The 19,049-nt window shown below is 73.4% G+C and carries 18 protein-coding genes and 1 pseudogene; 8 read left to right on the top strand and 11 right to left on the bottom strand.

The window, feature by feature from the left end; genetic code table 11:
- Positions 1–280: 280 nt before the first annotated feature.
- The 6 genes and pseudogenes from ACZ4K2_RS22725 to ACZ4K2_RS22700 form a co-directional block, all read right to left on the bottom strand.
- Positions 281–1,036 carry an EamA family transporter gene (locus ACZ4K2_RS22725; RefSeq protein WP_467469129.1) on the bottom strand — a complete coding sequence of 252 codons (756 nt, stop codon included), beginning with the start codon at positions 1,034–1,036 and terminating at the stop codon, positions 281–283.
- Between the two features lie 158 nt (positions 1,037–1,194).
- Positions 1,195–1,329, bottom strand: a pseudogene (locus ACZ4K2_RS22720) (IS256 family transposase); the annotation flags it as partial.
- 374 nt (positions 1,330–1,703) lie between these two features.
- The gene (locus ACZ4K2_RS22715) at positions 1,704–1,940 is read right to left on the bottom strand and encodes a hypothetical protein (RefSeq protein ID WP_467469127.1); all 237 of its coding nucleotides are present in this window, start codon (positions 1,938–1,940) and stop codon (positions 1,704–1,706) included.
- Between the two features lie 165 nt (positions 1,941–2,105).
- Complete coding sequence (locus ACZ4K2_RS22710) at positions 2,106–3,164, bottom strand: endonuclease/exonuclease/phosphatase family protein (protein ID WP_467469125.1); 1,059 nt, start codon at positions 3,162–3,164, stop codon at positions 2,106–2,108.
- A gap of 182 nt (positions 3,165–3,346) precedes the next feature.
- On the bottom strand, positions 3,347–3,982 hold the full coding sequence (locus tag ACZ4K2_RS22705; protein ID WP_467469123.1) for a TetR/AcrR family transcriptional regulator: 636 nt from the start codon (positions 3,980–3,982) through the stop codon (positions 3,347–3,349).
- A gap of 75 nt (positions 3,983–4,057) precedes the next feature.
- The gene (locus tag ACZ4K2_RS22700) at positions 4,058–5,644 is read right to left on the bottom strand and encodes an MFS transporter (RefSeq protein ID WP_467469121.1); all 1,587 of its coding nucleotides are present in this window, start codon (positions 5,642–5,644) and stop codon (positions 4,058–4,060) included.
- A 225-nt stretch (positions 5,645–5,869) separates the two neighbouring features.
- Between ACZ4K2_RS22700 and panB the strand changes: the two genes are divergently transcribed.
- The 6 genes from panB (at position 5,870) to ACZ4K2_RS22670 (ending at position 11,658) form a co-directional block, all read left to right on the top strand.
- The gene (gene panB, locus ACZ4K2_RS22695) at positions 5,870–6,736 is read left to right on the top strand and encodes a 3-methyl-2-oxobutanoate hydroxymethyltransferase (protein WP_467469119.1); all 867 of its coding nucleotides are present in this window, start codon (positions 5,870–5,872) and stop codon (positions 6,734–6,736) included.
- Positions 6,737–6,988: 252 nt separating this feature from the next.
- Positions 6,989–8,524 (top strand): zinc ribbon domain-containing protein, encoded by a 1,536-nt coding sequence (locus ACZ4K2_RS22690; protein ID WP_467469117.1) that lies wholly within the window; start codon positions 6,989–6,991, stop codon positions 8,522–8,524.
- Between the two features lie 34 nt (positions 8,525–8,558).
- The gene (locus tag ACZ4K2_RS22685) at positions 8,559–8,939 is read left to right on the top strand and encodes a hypothetical protein (RefSeq protein ID WP_467469116.1); all 381 of its coding nucleotides are present in this window, start codon (positions 8,559–8,561) and stop codon (positions 8,937–8,939) included.
- 15 nt (positions 8,940–8,954) lie between these two features.
- Complete coding sequence (locus ACZ4K2_RS22680) at positions 8,955–9,707, top strand: zinc ribbon domain-containing protein (RefSeq protein ID WP_467469114.1); 753 nt, start codon at positions 8,955–8,957, stop codon at positions 9,705–9,707.
- A gap of 107 nt (positions 9,708–9,814) precedes the next feature.
- Positions 9,815–10,840 carry an ATP-binding cassette domain-containing protein gene (locus tag ACZ4K2_RS22675; protein WP_467469112.1) on the top strand — a complete coding sequence of 342 codons (1,026 nt, stop codon included), beginning with the start codon at positions 9,815–9,817 and terminating at the stop codon, positions 10,838–10,840.
- Positions 10,837–11,658: an ABC transporter permease gene (locus tag ACZ4K2_RS22670; RefSeq protein ID WP_467469110.1), complete on the top strand. Its 822-nt coding sequence runs from the start codon at positions 10,837–10,839 to the stop codon at positions 11,656–11,658. The genes ACZ4K2_RS22675 and ACZ4K2_RS22670 overlap by 4 nt, the downstream gene beginning before the upstream one ends.
- A gap of 13 nt (positions 11,659–11,671) precedes the next feature.
- Here ACZ4K2_RS22670 and ACZ4K2_RS22665 read toward each other — a convergent pair whose 3' ends face one another.
- Together ACZ4K2_RS22665 and ACZ4K2_RS22660 are read right to left on the bottom strand one after the other, a co-directional pair.
- Complete coding sequence (locus ACZ4K2_RS22665; protein WP_467469108.1) at positions 11,672–14,914, bottom strand: ATP-binding protein; 3,243 nt, start codon at positions 14,912–14,914, stop codon at positions 11,672–11,674.
- A gap of 12 nt (positions 14,915–14,926) precedes the next feature.
- Complete coding sequence (locus tag ACZ4K2_RS22660) at positions 14,927–15,340, bottom strand: DUF6578 domain-containing protein (protein WP_467469107.1); 414 nt, start codon at positions 15,338–15,340, stop codon at positions 14,927–14,929.
- Between the two features lie 108 nt (positions 15,341–15,448).
- Here ACZ4K2_RS22660 and ACZ4K2_RS22655 point away from each other — a divergent pair, with 108 nt between their 5' ends.
- Complete coding sequence (locus ACZ4K2_RS22655; protein WP_467469105.1) at positions 15,449–16,252, top strand: site-2 protease family protein; 804 nt, start codon at positions 15,449–15,451, stop codon at positions 16,250–16,252.
- Here the strand turns inward: ACZ4K2_RS22655 and ACZ4K2_RS22650 are convergent.
- The 3 genes from ACZ4K2_RS22650 to ACZ4K2_RS22640 form a co-directional block, all read right to left on the bottom strand.
- Positions 16,242–16,427: a hypothetical protein gene (locus ACZ4K2_RS22650; protein ID WP_467469103.1), complete on the bottom strand. Its 186-nt coding sequence runs from the start codon at positions 16,425–16,427 to the stop codon at positions 16,242–16,244. The genes ACZ4K2_RS22655 and ACZ4K2_RS22650 overlap by 11 nt on opposite strands.
- 74 nt (positions 16,428–16,501) lie before the next feature.
- Complete coding sequence (npdG, locus tag ACZ4K2_RS22645) at positions 16,502–17,206, bottom strand: NADPH-dependent F420 reductase (protein ID WP_467469102.1); 705 nt, start codon at positions 17,204–17,206, stop codon at positions 16,502–16,504.
- Between the two features lie 37 nt (positions 17,207–17,243).
- Positions 17,244–18,317 carry a sialidase family protein gene (locus ACZ4K2_RS22640; protein ID WP_467469101.1) on the bottom strand — a complete coding sequence of 358 codons (1,074 nt, stop codon included), beginning with the start codon at positions 18,315–18,317 and terminating at the stop codon, positions 17,244–17,246.
- 107 nt (positions 18,318–18,424) lie between these two features.
- Here ACZ4K2_RS22640 and ACZ4K2_RS22635 point away from each other — a divergent pair, with 107 nt between their 5' ends.
- On the top strand, positions 18,425–19,021 hold the full coding sequence (locus ACZ4K2_RS22635; RefSeq protein WP_467469100.1) for a hypothetical protein: 597 nt from the start codon (positions 18,425–18,427) through the stop codon (positions 19,019–19,021).
- The last annotated feature ends 28 nt before the right edge of the window (positions 19,022–19,049 follow it).

Here is a 19,049-nt window from a genome sequence, read left to right as displayed (position 1 = left end):
CTCACTGTCCAAGTGATGTCGACCTTCGGTTCCGGCTTGTCCTCGACCATCTCGCACAACTGCTCGCCGGCTGCGGCGGCGCGTGCCAGCCTCTTCCCGTCCTGCTCGGCTGCTCCCTACTGACCCGCCGGGTGCGCGTGACAGACGATGTCGTCACGGAGGCAAGCAGGTAGCCGAGAGAGACGCCGCGGTGCGGCGCCTGGCCGCGATCGGCCAGATCTCCTACGGGCCCCAGGAGCCGACCCGTACGGTCGTCCTGGGGCCGTTCTTCGCCCCGCGGTTAGTAGCCACGGAGAAGCACCGAGGGCCTGAAGAAGGCCCCGCCCAAGCTGATCAAACCCACCTGCTCGCCGCCCTGGTCCTGAAGGAGATGTACGACCCGGCCGTCACCACGGCCAAGGCCGAGATCAGGGCAGAGACCAGATCCGGAGGTTGCTTTCCCGGTGTGGCGGGCGTGCGGAGTGTCGGCGCTGTAGCCGATGGCGGAGAGCAGGGCCAGCGCGATGCCCATATAGGGGCGGGGCCCGGAGACTGGGTGCGCGATCAGGAGCAGCAGGCCGAGCAGCGCGGTTCCGATCGCGGCGGTGCCGCGCTTGGTGAGCCGCTCTTTCAGAAGGGCGTGGGCTCCGGCGCTGACCAGGATCGGGCTCGCGCCGAGGGTGACCATGGTGCCGAGGGCGAGCCCGGCGTTGTGGACGGCGCCGAAGTAGGCCGTCTGATAGGCCGCCAGGGCGACGCCGGTGAAGACGGCGGTGCGTCGGCATGGCGTGGGCCGGACGTCGGCAGGTTGCCGGAAGCGGTGGGCGGTCAGGACGGCGGCCGCGATGGCGAAGCGCCAGAACGACACGGCGATGGGGCCGAGGCCGCTGGTGCGGAAGAGTTCGGCTGCTGCCGCGCCGCCTGCGCCCAGGCGATGGCGGCGGCGGAAACGGAGAGCAGGCCACGCCGAAGCGGCGTGAGGGCGTGCGTGATCATGTGGTGCGTCTCCACGATGGATGGCCGGAGGGGGTCCGCTTGGTGTGCGGGCGGCATCCATCGCCCCGGCGGCTGTGCGGCCGGGGTCAGGACTGGTGTGCGCCGCCCGCTAGCGGACGGGCGGCGGCGAGATCGTGAAGCGCATGCGGGAACCCTGGCGTGGCCGCTTCGGCGGGTGCGACGGCTTTCCGTGGTGGACGGGCTGGGGCAGCGTCTTCGTCAGGCTGCTGCGGCCTCGGGGCGTTCGACGAGGTGGCCGTTCTCGAAGCGGGCCCCGGCGCGGACCAGGGGAAAGAGAGGGGCTCCGGTGATCGCGCGCCAGCGGGCCTGGCCGGACTCGACGAGCTTGAACACTGCATCTTGACCGGGCAGAGATCGCATCCTTGGCCCGGTCCCATCGGCGCTGCGTGGCAGCCGACGGGCTGGGCCGGCAGACCGACGAGGGCGCCCATCGCGCCTTCGGCCAGAGCCAGCCGATCCGCGCTCTGTTCCTCTTGATCGCCCTCAGGGGGTGCTTGATCAGTTCAACCAGTACGGCACCGCTGACATGACGAAGGCGGCCAGGATGATCAGCTTCTGTGGTCGGGCCGCGACGCCGACCCGTCGGGCGACTCACCCGCAGATGCACCGGACTCGGTGGCACCGATGGCAGACGGGCACGATGAGCATGCGGTCGCTCCGTCGCTCTCGCGGCGGGCCAGCTTCAACTCCCGCCGCAGTCGTTCGTTCTACTGGACCAGGCGGTAGCGGGCCCGGCTGGAGCCGGCCTCGTGGCCGCGCTTGTACGCGGCTTCGATGTGTTCCGCAAAACTGTCGCACGCGATCTGCTCCAGGTGCGGGCTCTGCTGGGTGACCGCCTGGACGGTCCGACGTAACTCCTGCCTCCAGTGCGGCTCGGGCACGGTTCCTCCCATGACGAAGGCCCCCGCCGAAGCAGGAGCCTTGGTGTTGTGCTGGTCAGGCAACCAGATCCATCTAGAACTCAATCCTCACGTGCGCAGGCACCCACGGCGAGGGCGAGCAGGGCCAGGGGCATGAGGGGCCTTTCGGAGCGGAGTGCGTGACGGGTTCGGATCCCGCAGTAAGTTCCCGAACGGAACAAAAGCTCCCAGGCCCGGTATTCCGGCAGGTTACGACTCTGTGTCCAGCTTCACACGGGCCGCCACCGGCAGGTGGTCGCTGTCCGTGCGCGGCAGCGTCCAGGAGCTCTCCGGCTCGACCCCCCGGACCAGGATCTGGTCGATGCGCGCCATCGGGAACGACGCGGGCCAGCTGAAGCCGAAGCCGTTGCCCGCCGCGCCCTGCGTGGAGCGCAGCTGCGAGGTGACGGCGTTGAGCGAGCGGTCGTTCATCGTACCGTTGAGGTCGCCGAGCAGGATCACCCGCGCCTGGCTCTCGCGCTTTATCGCCTCACCGAGCGCGTCGGCGCTCTTGTCCCGCTGCCGGGCGGTGAAGCCGGCCTCCACCTTCACCCGCACCGAGGGCATGTGGGCGACGTACACGGCCACCGGGCCCTCGGGGGTGGCCACGGTCGCGCGCATCGCACGCTTCCAGCCGAGCCGGATGTCCACGGCCCGCACGTCCGTCATCGGGTACTTGCTCCACAGGCCGACCGTGCCCACCACCGCGTGGTGCCGGTACGTCGGCGCGAGCGCCTTCTCGTACACCGGGACGGCGGAGGCGGGCAGCTCCTCCAGGGCCAGCACGTCGGCGCCGGAGGCGGCCACCTCGGTGGCGGTCTCGGCCGGGGCCGGGTTGCCGGCGTTCACGTTGTGGGTGGCCACCATGAGGTCGTCGGCGGCGCCGGCGCCGCCCGACTTGTCGGTCAGCAGGCCGCCGAAGGTGTTCAGCCACACGATCCCGGGCAGCACCGCCGCCACCAGCGCGGTCGCCGACTTCCGGACGAGGCCGAGCACCAGCAGCACCGGGACCGCGAGGCCCAGCCAGGGCAGGAACGTCTCGGTGAGACTGCCGAGGTTGCCGACCCGGTTGGGGATGTGCGAGTGCACCAGCATCACCAGGGCGAGCAGCAGGGCCAGCGCGGCGAGGACGGCGCCGCGGCGCCAGACGCCCGGATCGCCCCGCCAGCCGGCGGACAGGCGGCCCGCGAGGCGCCGGAACCGGGTTCCCGGTCGCCCGGGGCCCGAACCGCCGTCCGCCGTCTCCGTCATGTACGCCTGCTGCGCCATACCGTCTGCCTCACTGCCCGCCGTGCACACCGTTCGCCCCCCGTTCACTTCCGACCCTAGGGGATGATCGGTCCCGTTCCCGCCGTCCCGTGACGGCCGTACGGAAGACGAGGACGAGCGAGCCGGTGGATGAGGTTCCGGTCAGCCCCGGGACGGGCGCCGTCTGTGACGAAACACGCACATCACCGCGGCGCGGCCGTCGGGCTGACGGGCCGTAGGCCGGCCAGGACGGTGTCGACGATGTGTTCGGCGAGGCCCTCGGGCAGGCGGGTGTCGGGGCGCAGCACCGAACGGACCACCATCGGGCCGACGAACAGGTCGTTCGCCAGGTCCACGTCGACGTCCGGCCGGAGTTCGCCGTCGCGCTGCCCGCGGCGCAGCACTTCCAGGACGAGGGCGCGCCGGGGCGCTATGACGTTCTCGTGGTAGGCGTCCCAGACCCTGGGGTTGGACTTCATCTGGGCGTACACGTTGTGCAGCAGCGCCGAGGAGCGGCTGGCCAGTCCGCGCCGGCGCAGGTTCTCCAGCAGGACGACGAGGTCGTCGCGCATGGAGGTGCCGGGGAGTTCGGGTTCGGGCGGCTCGGCCGCGCGGACCACGTCGACGAACAGCTCCTCCTTGCCGCTCCAGCGGCGGTAGATGGTGGCCTTGCCGACCCCGGCGGTGCGGGCGATCCGCTCGATGGACAGCTCGGCGAGGGGCACGCCCTCCTCCAGGAGCCGCATCACGCCGTCCAGGATGGCGCGCTCCGCGGCTTCGCTGCGCGGCCGTCCCCGCGCCGGGGTGTCCGGCCGCTGCCGGCTGCCGGCAAGGCTCACGTCGTCTCCGTCCTCTCGCCGGGCCGTGGGAACCGTCCCGCGGCACCCGTCCCGCCCGCGCACCGCCGCGCGGGCTCAGTCCGCCGCGGCCACCAGGTGCTGCTCCTTCTCCCCTGCCCGGCCGGTCGGCGGCCTACCCGGCAGGAAGAGGGCGGTCACCAGGGCGCCGACCAGCGCGACGCCCGTCCCGCACAGGGCGGTGACGTGCATGGCGTGCAGGAAGGCGTCGTTGGCGGGGCCGATCAGGGCCTCGCCCCGCGGGCCGAGCTTCTCGGCGACGCCGAGCGTGGCCTCGATGGACTCGGCGGCGGTGTCCCGCAGGCCCGGCGGCAGCAGCCCGAGCCGCCCCTCGATGCCGTTGCGGTACGAGGCGGCGAGGACCGAGCCGAGGACGGCGATGCCGAGGGCGCCGCCGACCTGGCGGAAGGTGTTGCTGAGCGCGGAGGCGGAACCGGCCTTCTCCCGGGGCAGCGCCTGCATGATCACGACCGAGGTCGGGGTCATGATGTGTGCCATGCCGGTGCCCATGACGAAGAAGACGACCTCCAGCAGCCAGATCGGGGTGTCGGTGTCGAAGATGGTGAACGTGGCGAGCGTGGCGGCGATCAGCAGCAGTCCGCCGGTGGTGGTGGCCTTGTTGCCGAACCGGTCGACCAGCAGCCGGGCCCGGGGCGCGAAGACGAGCTGGGCGACGGCGAGGGGCAGCATCAGCACGCCGGACTCCAGCGGGGAGTAGCCGCGCACGCTCTGGGTGTAGAAGACGCCGAAGAAGGTGACGCCCATGAGCGCGAAGAAGACCAGGGCGATGGCGCTCATGGCGGCCGAGAAGACCTTGTCGCGGAAGTAGCCGACGTCGAGCGACGGGTGGTCGCTGCGCTTCTCGAAGACGACGAAGGCGACCAGCACGGCGAGGCCGGCGACGATCGTCCCCAGCACCTTCGCGTCGGTGAAGTCGGCCAGCTCGCCGCCCTTGATGATGCCGTAGACCAGCAGCACGAGGCCGACGACGGACAGGACCACGCCGACGGGGTCGAGGCGGCCGGGCCGCGGGTCGCGCGAGTCGGGCACCAGCCAGACCATCAGCACCAGCGCGACGATCACGATGGGCACGTTGACGAGGAAGACCGAGCCCCACCAGAAGTGGTCCAGGAGCGCCCCGCCGGTGATCGGTCCGATGGCGATGGCGAGGCCGACGCCGCCGGCCCAGATGCCGATGGCCTTGGGCTGCTCCTCGCGCTCGAAGACGTTCATGAGGACGGCGAGGGTGGCGGGCATCACGAAGGCGGCGCCGAGGGCCATCAGCGCGCGGTAGGCGATGAGCTGGCCCGGCGAGCCGGACTCGGCGGCGAGCGCGGAGCCGATGCCGAACACGGCGATGCCGCCGAGCAGCACCTTCTTGCGGCCGAGGCGGTCGCCGATGAGGCCGGCGGTGAACAGCAGGCCGGCGAAGACGAGGGTGTAGGAGTTGATCGCCCACTCGATCTGGCTCTGGCTGGCGCCGAGGCCGGTCGGCGCCGGGGTGGCGATGGTCTTGATCGCGACGTTCAGGATCGAGTTGTCGAGCACCACGATGAGCAGGCTCAGCATCAGGACGCCGAGGATGGCCCAGCGGCGCCCGTGTATCGCTTCCGGTACACGGGAGGCGGGGACGGTACGTGTCATGTCTCCGAGCGTATGAGCCTTTCGATACGACACCGTCTCGTATCTGGTTCCTTTACCAAGCCCTTACGCGGCGCCCGGTTGCGCGAGGGCCCCGGAAGGGTGTTCCGGGTGCCGGGCGGGGAACAGGGGGGAGCCCCTCTGGCCCTGGATGGCACGAGGTGCCACCATGGAGGTGATCCGGGGACGCCGTCAGGGTGCCTCGAGATGACTGAAGGAGCCGTTGCCATGACGCAGCTTTCGGCTGCCCAGAACAAGCCCTCCGACGGCAGCAAGGCGCTGTACGGGGGGAAGGGCACCCGCCGCATCACCGTCCGCGACATCGCCCTCGCCAAGGAGCGGGGCGAGAAGTGGCCCATGCTCACCGCCTACGACGCGATGACCGCGTCCGTGTTCGACGAGGCCGGGATCCCGGTCATGCTGGTCGGCGACTCGGCGGGCAACTGCCACCTCGGGTACGAGACCACCGTGCCCGTCACCCTCGACGAGATGACCATGCTGGCGGCGGCCGTCGTACGCGGCACGCAGCGCGCCCTGATCGTCGGCGACCTCCCGTTCGGCTCCTACCAGGAGGGCCCGGTGCAGGCGCTGCGCTCGGCGACCCGGCTGGTGAAGGAGGCCGGGGTCGGCGCGGTCAAGCTGGAGGGCGGCGAGCGCTCGCACGAGCAGATCCGGCTGCTGGTGGAGTCCGGCATCCCGGTGATGGCCCACATCGGCCTGACCCCGCAGTCCGTCAACGCCATGGGCTACCGGGTGCAGGGCCGCGGCGAGGAGGCGGCCCAGCAGCTCCTGCGCGACGCGAAGGCCGTGCAGGACGCGGGCGCGTTCGCCGTGGTGCTGGAACTGGTGCCGGCGGAACTGGCGGCCGAGGTGACCCGGGTGCTGCACATCCCCACGGTCGGCATCGGCGCCGGGCCGCAGACGGACGCGCAGGTGCTCGTCTGGACCGACATGCTGGGACTGACGGCGGGCCGGGTGCCGAAGTTCGTCAAGCAGTACGCCGACCTGCGCGAGGTCATGGCCGGCGCGGCCAGGGCGTTCGCCGAGGACGTCGTCGGCGGCGCGTTCCCGACGGAGCAGCACTCCGTCCACTGAGCCACGGCCGCACCACGGACAGCCCGCCGATCCTCCCCCGTCGGCGGGCTGTCCGCCGTCCGGCGGCCCGCCCGCCGGGACCGCGCCCGGCGACCCCGCACAGTCAAGCCGTGGCCACAACTCCCGTCCTTGGCAACGGATTTGAGGGAGATCATGTAACGGAGTGGCGTCGAAACCCCCCTGGGACCAGCCGTCCCCCCGCACCGGTGGTGCACTGAACGGTGTGGGGCGTCTCACACCGGGGGAGCCACGATGACCCAGACGCAGACGATCTGTTCCGGCTGTTCCACCGCCACCGTGCCCGGGGCGGCCTTCTGCGGCACGTGCGGGGCCGCGGTGGCCGCCGCGGACCGGGTGGACACGGCACGCACCGCCCGCCGCCTCGCCGTCCCCCGCTGGACCGGCGGCCGGGACCTCACCCGGTACATGTGCGCGGCCGCCTTCCTGGACCGGCAGTACGCCGACTCCCTCATCCGGGACGTCGCCGCCGAGCCGCACCTGGGCGTGGCCCCGGCCCCCGGGTGCGACGTGTCCGTGGTGCTGCGGTACGCCTACGAGGCCAACGCCCGCCGGCACGCCCGGGACCTGGTCCTGGCGGCCGAGTTCCTGATGCTGGCGATCGGGCTGCTGGCGCTGGGCAGCGGCCTGACCGTGTTCCTCATGCTCGTGCTCGCCTGGCTGACGACGCTGGTGTTCGCGCTCTCCACCCACTACGGCGAACGCCTCCAGCAGCTCAGACCGGACCGGTTCGACCCCCAGCGCGCGCCGCTGCCGCCGAACGAGTCCGCCGCGCGGCGGCTGCGCCAGATCGAGGAGTACGCGCAGGGCGACCTCACCGTCTACAGCGGCTTCTCCCCGTTCACCGGCTACGGCCAGCAGCTCGACTCCTGGTCGCTGACCTTCGACGTGACCACCTCGGGGCGCGAGGGCGTGCGGCCGCGGGAGTTCGACGTCGCGGACCTGTACGCCCACATCGCCCGCCGGGTGGGCGAACTGTCGTTGCCCTGCCTGGAACTGGAGGAGCGGGTGTTCGTGGAGGGGTCGGCGCTGCTCGGCGACACCCGCTTCCTGCCCGACCCGCTCGGCCGTCCGCTCCCCCGGCTCGCGCCCGGCGTCCTCGACGCGCTGAAGCGGTCCCCGGAGGAGACCGCCCGCGCCTACCTCGTCACGCACTCCTCGGGCTGGGGCGGGGAGCTGGTCACCTCGGTGTTCCTGCGGCTCGTGCGCTCGGACTCCAACCTGTTCGTGGAGGCACTGCCCACCGTGCTCTGCCCGTTGCAGGACCGCTACCGGACCATCGACTCCCTCATGCCCCACCCCTCGCCGCGCGAGTTCCTCGCACTGCTGCTCCAGACCCTCGCCAGCACGCCGTTCGTGCTGCTCGCCTCGCCGGCGCGGGCGGTCTCGGGCTTCTTCCCGGACTTCCGGATGCGCGGCCGGCTGAAGAAGCAGCGCCGGCAGATCACCCGGCTGGGGATGTTCGACTACGGGGCGCGCCAGAGCGTGCGGCAGCTCGCCTCCGCAACGGACCACCGGCGGTACTTCCAGAAGGTCGACTCCGGCATGGTGCTCAAGACCGTCGACCGGCGGATCCTGGACGCGCTGGTGGAGTTCGCCGAGGAGCACGACATCGACGCGGGCGATCTGATCAAGCGTCAGGAGACCATCATCAACAACGGGATCATCGCCTCCGCGGGGGCGAGGGTCGAGTCGAGCGCGGTGGCCTCCGGCGACCGGTCGCGCATCTCGACCGTCCTGAAGAGGATCCCGCGGCCCAACACGGACTGACAGCGACGGCGAACGAGGACGAACGGGGACCGACATGGACGGACGCGTCAACAAGGGCGTCATCGCCACGGGGAACGCCCGGGTCGGCAACGCGGCGGTGGCGAGCGGCGACAACGCGCGCGTCGACTTCCGCGCCACCGGGCGGGAGGAGGAGCAGGCCGCAGGCCGCCCGGCCACGCCCGAGGAGATCAGCGACCTGCTGGCCCGCTTCATCGAGGAACTGCGCCGGTCGGAACACCCGGAACGGGACGACCTGGCGGAGTTCGCGCAGGACGCGCGCGAGGAGCTGGCCGCGCCCGAACCCCGCGCGGGGAAGCTGCGCCGGGTCGCGACGGCGCTCGTGGACGCCGTGCCCGGCTTCGCCGCGCTGGCCTCCCTGGCCGTGACCATCGAAGAAGCCGTCCGCGGGCTGTAGGCGGAGGGCGGGGCCATGCACTTCTGCGTTCACTGCGGCGTGCGCGTCGAGGACGCCACGCAGCCGGCCTGCCCGAACTGCGGGGCACCACGCGCCCCCGGGCAGCCGGCCGGGACCGGCGACCGGGGCGCGTACGTGCGCGTCGGCGCCACCCGCCTGCCGCCCTGGCTGCCCTGGGCCCTGGTGGCCGTCCTGGCGGCCGGGGGCGTGTCGATCGGGGTGGCCGTCGCCGGCGGCTCCGACGACTCCACCTCCGGCGGCCCTCCCGCCGGACTGGTGTCCACCGAGGCCACGTACGACGGCACGGGCGGCACCCCGTCCTCCGACGGCGGGGCCGACCCGGCGCAGACCTACCCCGGCGACGACACCTCGTACGACGACGGCTCGTACGGGGGCGGCTCCTCCGACGGCGGTTCCTCCGGCGGCGGTTCCTACGACGGCTCGGACACCGGGACGAGCGAGACCCCGTCGGCCACCCCGGAGGCGAGCGAGGTCGTCACGGACTACTACGACCACATCAACGCCGGGAACTACTCGGCGGCCTGGGACATGGGCGGCTCCCGCCTCTTCAACGGCGCCTACTCGGACTGGGTGGCCGGCTTCTCCTCCACCGCGCACGTCGACGTCACCGCCACCGACAGCGGCTACGGACAGGTGAGCGCCGAGATCCGGGCCACCCAGACCGACGGCACCGTGCGCGTGTTCCGGGGCACCTACAGCGTGTCGGACGGGGAGATCACCGGCGCCGACATCCGGCAGGTGTCGTAGCGGCCCGTCCGCGCCCCGGCCGCCGCACGGGCCGCCGACACGGACCGCGCGGACCCTGTAGGCGGTCTGTCGGTGGTTTGTCGGCCGGGGCTGGCACCTTTCTCGGCATGACGCGAAACGACAAGAACCCCGCCGGCGGACGCTCCGCCGTGACCGTACGGGGGCTGGTCAAGCACTACGGCGAGACCAAGGCGCTGGACGGTGTCGACCTGGACGTGCGCGAGGGCACCGTGATGGGTGTGCTCGGGCCGAACGGCGCCGGCAAGACCACCCTCGTACGGATCCTGTCCACCCTGATCACGCCGGACGCCGGGCAGGCCACGGTGGCCGGGTACGACGTGGTGCGCCAGCCCCGCCAGCTCCGCCGGGTCATCGGGCTCACCGGCCAGTACGCGTCGGTCGACGAGAAGATCCCGGGCTGGGAGAACCTGTACCTGATCGGCCGGCTGCTGGACCTGTCCCGCAAGGACGCCCGCGCCCGCGCCGACGAGCTGCTGGAGCGGTTCTCGCTCACCGAGGCCGCCCGGCGCCCGGCCGGCACCTACTCCGGCGGCATGCGGCGCCGGCTGGACCTGGCCGCCTCCATGATCGGCCGGCCCGCCGTGCTGTACCTGGACGAGCCCACCACCGGTCTCGACCCCCGCACCCGCAACGAGGTGTGGGACGAGGTGAAGGCGATGGTCGGCGACGGCGTCACCGTGCTGCTCACCACCCAGTACATGGAGGAGGCCGAGCAGCTCGCCTCCGAGCTGACCGTGGTGGACCGGGGCAAGGTCATCGCCAAGGGCGGCATCGAGGAGCTGAAGGCCCGCGTCGGCGGCCGCACCCTGCGGGTACGCCCGGTCGACCCGCGGGAGCTGCGCCCGCTCGCCGGGATGCTGGACGAGCTGGGCATCACCGGGCTCGCCAGCACCACCGTGGACCCGGTGACCGGCACCCTGCTGGTGCCGATCCTCAGCGACGAGCAGCTCACCGCCGTGGTCGGCGCGGTCACCGCGCGCGGCATCACGGTCTCCTCCGTCACCACCGAACTGCCCAGCCTGGACGAGGTGTTCCTGTCCCTCACCGGCCACCGCGCCAGTGCCCCGCAGGACCCCGCGCCCGCCGACGACCGCCAGGAGGTCGCCGTATGAGTTCCGCCACCCTCTCCCCCGCCGCCGCGAAGGCCGACGCGCCGATCCCGCTCCGGGCCCACCTGCGGCACACCGGCGCGCTGGTCCGCCGCAACCTGCTGTGGATCCGGCAGGACCCGGAGTCGATGTTCGACGCCATCCTGTTCCCGGTCGTCTTCACCCTGCTGTTCGTGTACGTCTTCGGCGGCTCCATCGGGCAGTCGCTGGGCGGCGGGCAGGACCAGTACGTCCAGTACGTGGTGCCCGGCCTGATGGCCATGATGGGCATGAACATGGCCCAGGGCGTGGGCACCGGCTTCAACCAGGACTTCAACTCCGGCGTCATGGACCGCTTCCGCTCGCTGCCCATCGGGCGCGGCTCCGTGCTCTTCGCGAAGATCGCGGTGGAGCTGATGCGGATGCTGTTCGCGACGCTGGTCCTGCTGGTGGTCGCCCTGCTGGTGGGCTACGACGTGCACAGCTGGAGCGGTCTGCTGGGCTCCGTGGCGCTGTCCGCGCTCTTCGGCTCGGCGCTGATGTGGGTGTTCCTGACCCTCGGCGTGATGATGAAGAGCGCCCAGTCGGTGCAGGCGATGGGCTTCCTGGTGCTGATGCCGCTCCAGTTCGGCTCCTCCATCTTCGCGCCGACCTCGTCGATGCCGGGCTGGCTCCAGGCGTTCACCGACTACAACCCGCTGTCCGCGCTGGCCGACTGCGCGCGCGGGCTGATGGAGGGCGGCGCGATCACGCGCCCGCTGTGGGTGACGCTGATCTGGTCGGTGGGCCTGACCGCGATCATGGCGCCGGTCGCCGTCCACAAGTTCCGCACCAAGAGCTGACGTCCGCCGTTCGTCACACCAGGGCGGTGGCCTCCACGAGGGAGAGGCCACCGCCCTCGGCGTACGCGGCGCGGTACGCCGGGGCGTCGAGGGTCTCCCGGATGCGGGCCTCGGTCATGGCGTGGCTGCGCCGGTCCGTCCCGGTGGCCACGTGGCCGGGCGGCAGCAGCGCGTGCGCGGCGGCCAGGCAGCGGGCGGCGTCGGCGGCGCGGTCGCGGGCGAGGGCCATCGCGGCCACGGCCAGGCAGCTCGAATTGAGCTGCGGGGAGATGGCCTCGGACAGCGGGTCGGTGGCGAGCGCGAGCGCCCTGCGGGCCCCGGCGAGCGCCTCCTCGGTCCGTCCGTCCAGGGCGTCCAGCCACGCCTCCTGGCACAGGAGCATGGCGTCGAAGACGACGACGAAGTGGGCGATGGGCAGTTCCTCGCGCAGCAGCCGCAGGTGCTCGCGCGCCTCCGCGGTGCGGCCGGTCAGGCCGAGCCAGCCGGCGAGGAAGAGGCGCGCCATCGGCATCGCCTCCTGCGGGGTGCCGTCCTGGCTGGCGATGACGTCCCGGAGCATCCGCTCGCCGCGTTCGGGCTCGCCGGCCTCCACCAGCACGCCGCCGAACCGGGAGCGGAGCACGGCCACCTGGGCGCGCGCGCCGAGGCGTTCGGCGTGCTCGACGGCGGCCTGGTAGTCGGCGGCGGCCTCCTGGTAGGCGCCCTGGCGCTCGTGGGCCTCGCCGCGGGCGGACAGGGCCTCGGTGACGCCCCAGTCGTCGCCGAGGCGGCGGTAGATCTCCAGGGACTCGTCGGCGTCGCGGGTGGCGTCGCCCGCCCAGTCGGTGCGGTTGGCCCGGAAGTTGGCACGCAACTGGAGCACGCCCGCCAGCTCCCACTCGAAGCCCGGGGTCTGACGGCAGGTGCGCACGCAGGCGTCCACGATGGCGTGCAGCCGGTCGACGCCGCCGGTCAGCAGGACGGCGAAGAACCACAGCAGGCCCGGGGCCCGGCAGGTCTGCGGCATGCCGGGCTCGTAGACCCGGGTGACCACGCGCAGCTTCTCCCGCGCCCCGGGGGCGTGCCAGCTGTCGATCTCGGTGTCCGTGCAGGCCAGGTGGGCCAGGTGGACGCCGCGCCGGGCCTCGGCGAGGATCTCGCCGGTGTAGGGGGGCGGGTCGTCGGTGCAGCGCCGCCACACCGGCTGCGCGCGGCGCACCGGTTCGGCGAACGGGTCGGGGCCGAGCGCCATCACCTCCCGGCACCAGGTGCGGGTCTCCACCCGCTGGTCGCGCATCTGCCAGAACCAGAGCAGGGAGAGGATCAGGCACAGCGCCTCCTGCTCGTCACCGAGGGCGACGGCGTGCCGGAGCGCGGTGCGCAGGTTCTCGTACTCCGTCTGGAACCGGTCGATGGCGGCGCGCTGCCCGGGTCCGCGCAGCAACGGGTCGGTGGTGCGGGCGAGTTCGCGGAAGTACGTCAGGTGGGCGCGCTCGGCGGCGGTGCGGTGCCCGGTCTCGGCGAGCCGCTCGGCGGCGTACTCGGCGACGGTCTCCAGCAGCCGGTAGCGCATCCCGCCGTCGGCGGCGGGGGCGGCCACCACCAGGGACTTGTCGACCAGCGAGCCGAGCGCGTCCAGCGCGGCCGGTCCGCACACGGCCTCGGCGGCGGCCAGGTCGCAGCCGCCGGCGAAGACCGACAGCCGGGCGAGGACGTCCCGTTCCCCGGCGTCCAGGAGGTCCCAGGACCAGTCCACCACGGCCCTGAGGGTCTGCTGGCGGGGCAGCACGGTCCGGCTGCCGGAGGTGAGCAGCCGGAAGCGGTCGTCGAGCCGGTCGGCTATCTGGCGGGGGGACAGCATCCGCAGCCGGGCCGCGGCCAGCTCGATGGCGAGCGGCAGCCCGTCCAGGCGGCGGCAGATCTCGGCGCACGCGCCGGGGTCGTCAACGGTGCGGAAGCCGGGGCGGGCCGCCGCACCCCGGTCGGCGAGCAGCCGCAGCGCGACCGGCTCGGGCAGCGGCTCCACGGGCCGTACCAGCTCCCCCGGTACGCCGAGGGGCTCGCGGCTGGTGGCGAGGACGGTGAGCTCCGGGCAGCGGGCCAGCAGGCCCTCGGTGAGCCGGGCGGCGGCGTCGACGACGTGCTCGCAGTTGTCCAGGATGATCAGCATCCGGCGGCGGCCGCAGTGCTCGACGAGCCGTTCCAGGGGGTCGCGGCGCCGGTCGGCGACCGCGCGCATGCCCTCCACCCCGGCGCTGTGCAGCACGGTCTCGCGGGCGCCGATCGCGGTGAGCACGGCCTCCGGTACGGCCCCGGGGTCGTCCACGGGGGCCAGCTCGGCGAGCCACACCCCGTCCCGGACGGTGTGCCGCACCGCCTCGGCGGCCTCCTGGGACAGCCGGGTCTTCCCGGCGCCGCCGGGTCCGAGCAGGGTGACCAGGCGGGCGCGGGCGAGGTCGGCGCCGATGGCCCGGATGTCGCTCTCCCGGCCGACGAAGGAGGTGAGCCGGGCGGGCAGGTTGCCCGGACCGGGCCCGGCGTCCGCCGGTTCCTCGCGCAGCAGCTCGGCGTGGAGGGCGCGCAGTTCGGCGCCGGGGTCGGAGCCGAGCCGGTCGGCGAGCAGGCGTCGTACGTCCGCGTAGGCGGCGAGGGCCTGGGCCGGGCGGCCGGCGTCGCGCAGGGCGCGCAGCCGCAGCGCCTGGAGCGGTTCGTCCAGCGGGTGGTCGTCGCACAGGGCGGTCAGTTCGGGCAGCGACTCCTCGGCCCGGCCGAGGGCGAGGGCGGCGGCGTGCCGGGCGCGCCGGGCGTCGAGGCGGCGGCTCTCCCAGCGGGCCGCCTCGGCGGTGCGGTCGGGCAGGTCGGCGAGGGCGGGCCCCTGCCACAGGGCGAGGGCCTCGTCGAGGAAGGCGGCGGCCTTGGCCGGGTCGCCGTCGGCGAGGGCGGTGAGGCCGTCGCCGGTCAGCCGGTCGAAGCGGGTCAGGTCGACGTCGTCGGGCGCGGCGGTGAGCCGGTAGCCGCCGTCGGCTGAGGCGACGGCGGCGGCGCCGAGGGCCCGCCGGAGCCGGCCGACGAGCGCCTGGAGCGCACCGGCGGCGTCGGCGGGCGGGTCGGCGCCCCACACCTCGTCCACCAGCACGCCCGCCGGGACGGTGCGGCCGGCCCGCAGGGCGAGCACGGTCAGCAGGGCGCGCAGCCGCGCCCCGCCGGCCGGGACGGCCGTGCCGTCGGGGCGGATTGCCTGGGTGGTGCCGAGCAGCCGATAACGCACGGGCTCCATTGTCCCCGAGGCTCAGCGGGGGTCACGGGCGGTGGGGACCTCCAGGGTGACGAGCACGCCGGCCTGCTCGCTGCCGCGCCGCGGCCCGGCCCCCGGGGGTCTCTCCGCACCGCCGAACCACCGGGGGCAGCGGTCGACCGGCTCCAGCGACCACGCGCCCGGGACCGGTGCGTAGTCACGCGAGTCCGGTGCGGTCCCGGCGTACTCCTGGGTCACCAGCTCGATGGCGCGGACGCGGCCGGCCGTCCGGGGCGTGCGGTCGCCGTGCAGCTCCACCCACGCCCCGGCGCCGTACCGCCCCGGGCCGGCGCCGTCCGCGGCCCCGGCCACGGAGACCAGCGGCCAGACGGCCTCGTCGCCCACGCCGAACGGCCGGCCGCAGCACTCCATCTGCCAGCTCTCGTAGAACACCCTCAGCAATGCCATCCCCCCAGCCTCCGGGAACCGATCGGCCACCGCGAGGCGTTTTCCCCTCGTGTCGGCGGCCGGTACGGTCGCAGTTCCCGACCGTCCCGGCCGTACAGGAGTCCGACCATGACCACCGCCACCACCCGTCACGGCGACCGGCAGGTCAGTCCCGTGTTCCTCGGCATCCTCGCCGTGACGGCGGTGACCGGCTGGGCGACCTGGACCGGGTTCGCCGCGCAGCCGGGCATCGCGGTCTTCCTGTTCGTGACCGCGGCCTGGATCGTCTCCCTGTGCCTGCACGAGTACGCGCACGCGCGCACCGCCCTGCACGGCGGGGACATCACGGTCGGCGCGAAGGGCTACCTGACGCTGAACCCGCTGAAGTACACGCACGCGCTGCTGAGCATCGTGCTGCCGGTGCTGTTCGTGATCATGGGCGGGATCGGCCTGCCCGGCGGCGCCGTGTTCATCGAGCGGGACCGGATCCGGGGCCGCTGGCGGCACAGCCTGATCTCGGCGGCGGGCCCGCTGACGAACGTGCTGTTCGCGGCGGTGTGCACGGCCCCCTTCTGGCTGCACGCCCTGGACGGCGTGCCCGCGGACTTCCGGTTCGCGCTGGCGTTCCTGGCACTGCTCCAGGTGACCGCGGCCCTGCTGAACTTCCTGCCGGTGCCGGGCCTGGACGGCTACGGGGTGATCGAGCCGTGGCTGTCGTACAAGCTGAAGCGGCAGGTGGAGCCGTTCGCCCCGTTCGGGCTGCTGTTCGTGTTCGCGCTGCTGTGGCTGCCGTCGGTCAACGCGGCCTTCTTCGACGTGGTCGACTCGATCCTGCGCGCGCTGAACGTGGACGACTTCTCGCAGTACTGCGGTCAGGACCTGTACCGGTTCTGGCAGGACGGCAACGAGTACTGCTCCGCGGTCAGCTCGTGACGGACGGGCCGCGGGCGGCCTTCGCGCGCTTGACGTAGTACCACGTCATGTTGGAGGACAGGCCGGCCAGCAGCACCCAGACCACGCCCAGCCAGCTGCCCTGGGCGAAGGAGACGACCGCCGCGGCGACGGCGAGGACGCAGACGACGAGGGTGTAGAGGGCGATGCGGGGCATGGTCGGTCGGCTCCTGTCGGGGACACTGTTCGGAACTGCTTCGCCGACCAGTGTCCCCCATCGCCCCGGGCGGCTCACACGTCGGTGACGCGGAGCCCGGCGTGCGCCTTGTACCGGCGGTTGACGGAGATCAGGTTCGCCACCAGGGACTCGACCTGGTGGGCGTTGCGCAGCCGGCCCGCGAAGACGCCCCGCATGCCGGGGATGCGGCCGGCCAGCGCCTGCACGATCTCCACGTCGGCGCGCTCCTCGCCGAGCACCATCACGTCGGTGTCGATCCGCTCGGTCCGCGGGTCCTGGAGCAGCACGGCCGACAGGTGGTGGAAAGCGGCGGTGACCCGCGAGTCCGGCAGCAGCGCGGCGGCCTGCTCGGCGGCGCTGCCCTCCTCCGGCTTGAGGGCGTAGGCGCCCTTCTTGTCGAAGCCGAGCGGGTTGACGCAGTCCACGACGAGCTTTCCGGCCAGTTCCTCGCGCAGGGACCGGAGCGTCTCGCCGTGGCCGTCCCACGGGACGGCCACGATCACGATGTCGCTGCGGCGCGCGGTCTCGGCGTTGTCGGCGCCCTCGACGCCGTGGCCGAGTTCCGCGGCGGCGGCCCGGGCGCGCTCGGCGGAGCGGGAGCCGATGATCACCTTCTGGCCCGCCCCGGCGAGCCGCCGGGCCAGTCCCTTGCCCTGCGGGCCGGTACCGCCGAGCACGCCGACGACGTGGCCGGAGACGTCGGGCAGGTCCCAGGGGTCCTTGGCGGGGGCCTTCTGTGCGCTGTCGCTAGAGGTCATGGCCCGACTCTACGTGCGCGTCCGGGAGGGTACCGGGTCAGGTCAGCCGGTGCACGGGGACCCGGCGGAAGGTGATCGTCTCGTAGGTGCCGAAGTCGCCCGTCTCGTACAGCAGCCCGAGCGTGTCCTCGTCGACGCGGACCAGGTCGGAGTAGGCGGCGGGCAGCCCGTCCACGGTGAACGCGGTGCGCCAGGTGGTGCCGCCGTCGTCCGAGGCGCGGATCGTCATCAGGGCGCGGGCGGCGGGGTCGGCCGGGCCGGAGAACAGCAGCAGGTCGGGGGCGCGGAGCTGGAGCACGGAGCCCTCGCAGACCGGTGCGGTGAGCCCGGCCTGCGGCCGGAAGGGCTTCACGAGGGTCCGCCCGCCGTCCCGGGAGTGGGCGTCGGCGCGGTTGCCCGGGGACGGCGAGTCGTTGCGGGTGTTCAGGTAGACGCGTCCGTCGGGCAGTTGTGCGGCGGTGGTCTCGTTGACGTTGACGTAGCCGTCGGTGTTCTCGTCCAGGTAGCCGAGGTACCAGCGCTCGCCGCGGTCGTCGCTCAGCAGGCAGTGCCCGCTGTTGTACCGGGCCTCGGCGCCGGTGTCGGTGCCGGTGGGCGGCACGGTGTGGTTGGCCGGGACGAGGACGCGGCCGGAGGCGAGCTGGAGGGCGTGCCCGGGGGCGGTGGCGTACCAGCGCCAGCCGGGCCTGCGCACCTGTGCGGTGATCTCCCTCGGCGCGGACCAGCCGGCGCCGTCGTCGTCGCTGTGCTGCACCCACACCCGGCGGCCGTCGGCGTCCGGGACCCGCCCGCGCAGCACGGCCGCCTCGGTGGCGGAGGCGGCGGCCCGCATGTGCACGAGGAGGACGCGGCCGGTGTCGAGGACGACGGGGGCGGGGTTGCCGGCGAGGTCCGTGCCGTTGCGGGCGGCGACCTGGAGCGGGCCCCAGGTGCGGCCGCCGTCCGTGGAACGTTTCAGCACGATGTGGATGTGCCCGTGGTCGGCCGCGGAGGCGACCCGGCCCTCGCAGAAGGCGAGCAGGGTGCCGGCTCTCGTGGCGACGACCGCGGGGATGCGGAAGCTCGCGTAGCCCTCGTGGCCCGCGCGGAACGGGACGGTCACCTCGGTCATCGGGCGGCTCCTCACGACCTGTGGCTGGGCCGCCACCTTCCCCAGGTCGGGCGAATTCGGGGTGAACTCCGGGTCACGGGTGTCCGGTTGCGGCAGGATGCGGGCGCATGGACGCCGTACGGGTCGCATGGCTGCGGGAAGTGCTCGCCGGGACGGAGTGGCTGGGGGCCACCCGGAGATTCGCGGGCGTGCTGCGTGGCTCGGTGGTGGCCCACGGCGGCGGGCTGCTGCTGGCGGGCACGCCGGAGTACGAGCCCTGGCACCTGGCGGCGCACCTGGTGGACGAGGCGGCCTGGTCCGGGACGCCCGAGCTGGCGCCGACGCTGGTACGGCACCACGCGCGCCCGTCCGATCCCGCGCACCTGGCGGTCGGGCCGGGCCGGATCGCGGCGGCGCGGCGCGGGGAGACCCTGCTGGTCGTGGCGCCCGAGGAGCCGGCGCCGCTGCTGGAGCGCGTCCACTCGGCCCGGCGGGCCGGGGTCACGGTGCTGACCCTGGGCGCGGGCGGGGGCGAGCTGGCCGCGATGGCGCACGAGGCGCTGGCGGTGCCGGCGGGGGCCGAGCTGGACCTGGACACCGTCCAGCACCTGGTGAGCGCGGCGGCGGGCGAGAACGCGGGCCCGCCGGGGCCCCGGCGGGGCTTCCGGGACCGCCTGTCCCGCCTGGCGGAAGCCCTGATGGCACCCCCGCCGTCCCCTTGGTGACCCGGTTCCCCCGGACCCGCGGGCCTTC

The organism is Streptomyces sp. NPDC025833, assembly GCF_055558055.1.
Note: the sequence above shows the minus strand (reverse complement) of the source record. Positions and strands in the feature narration are given on the sequence as shown.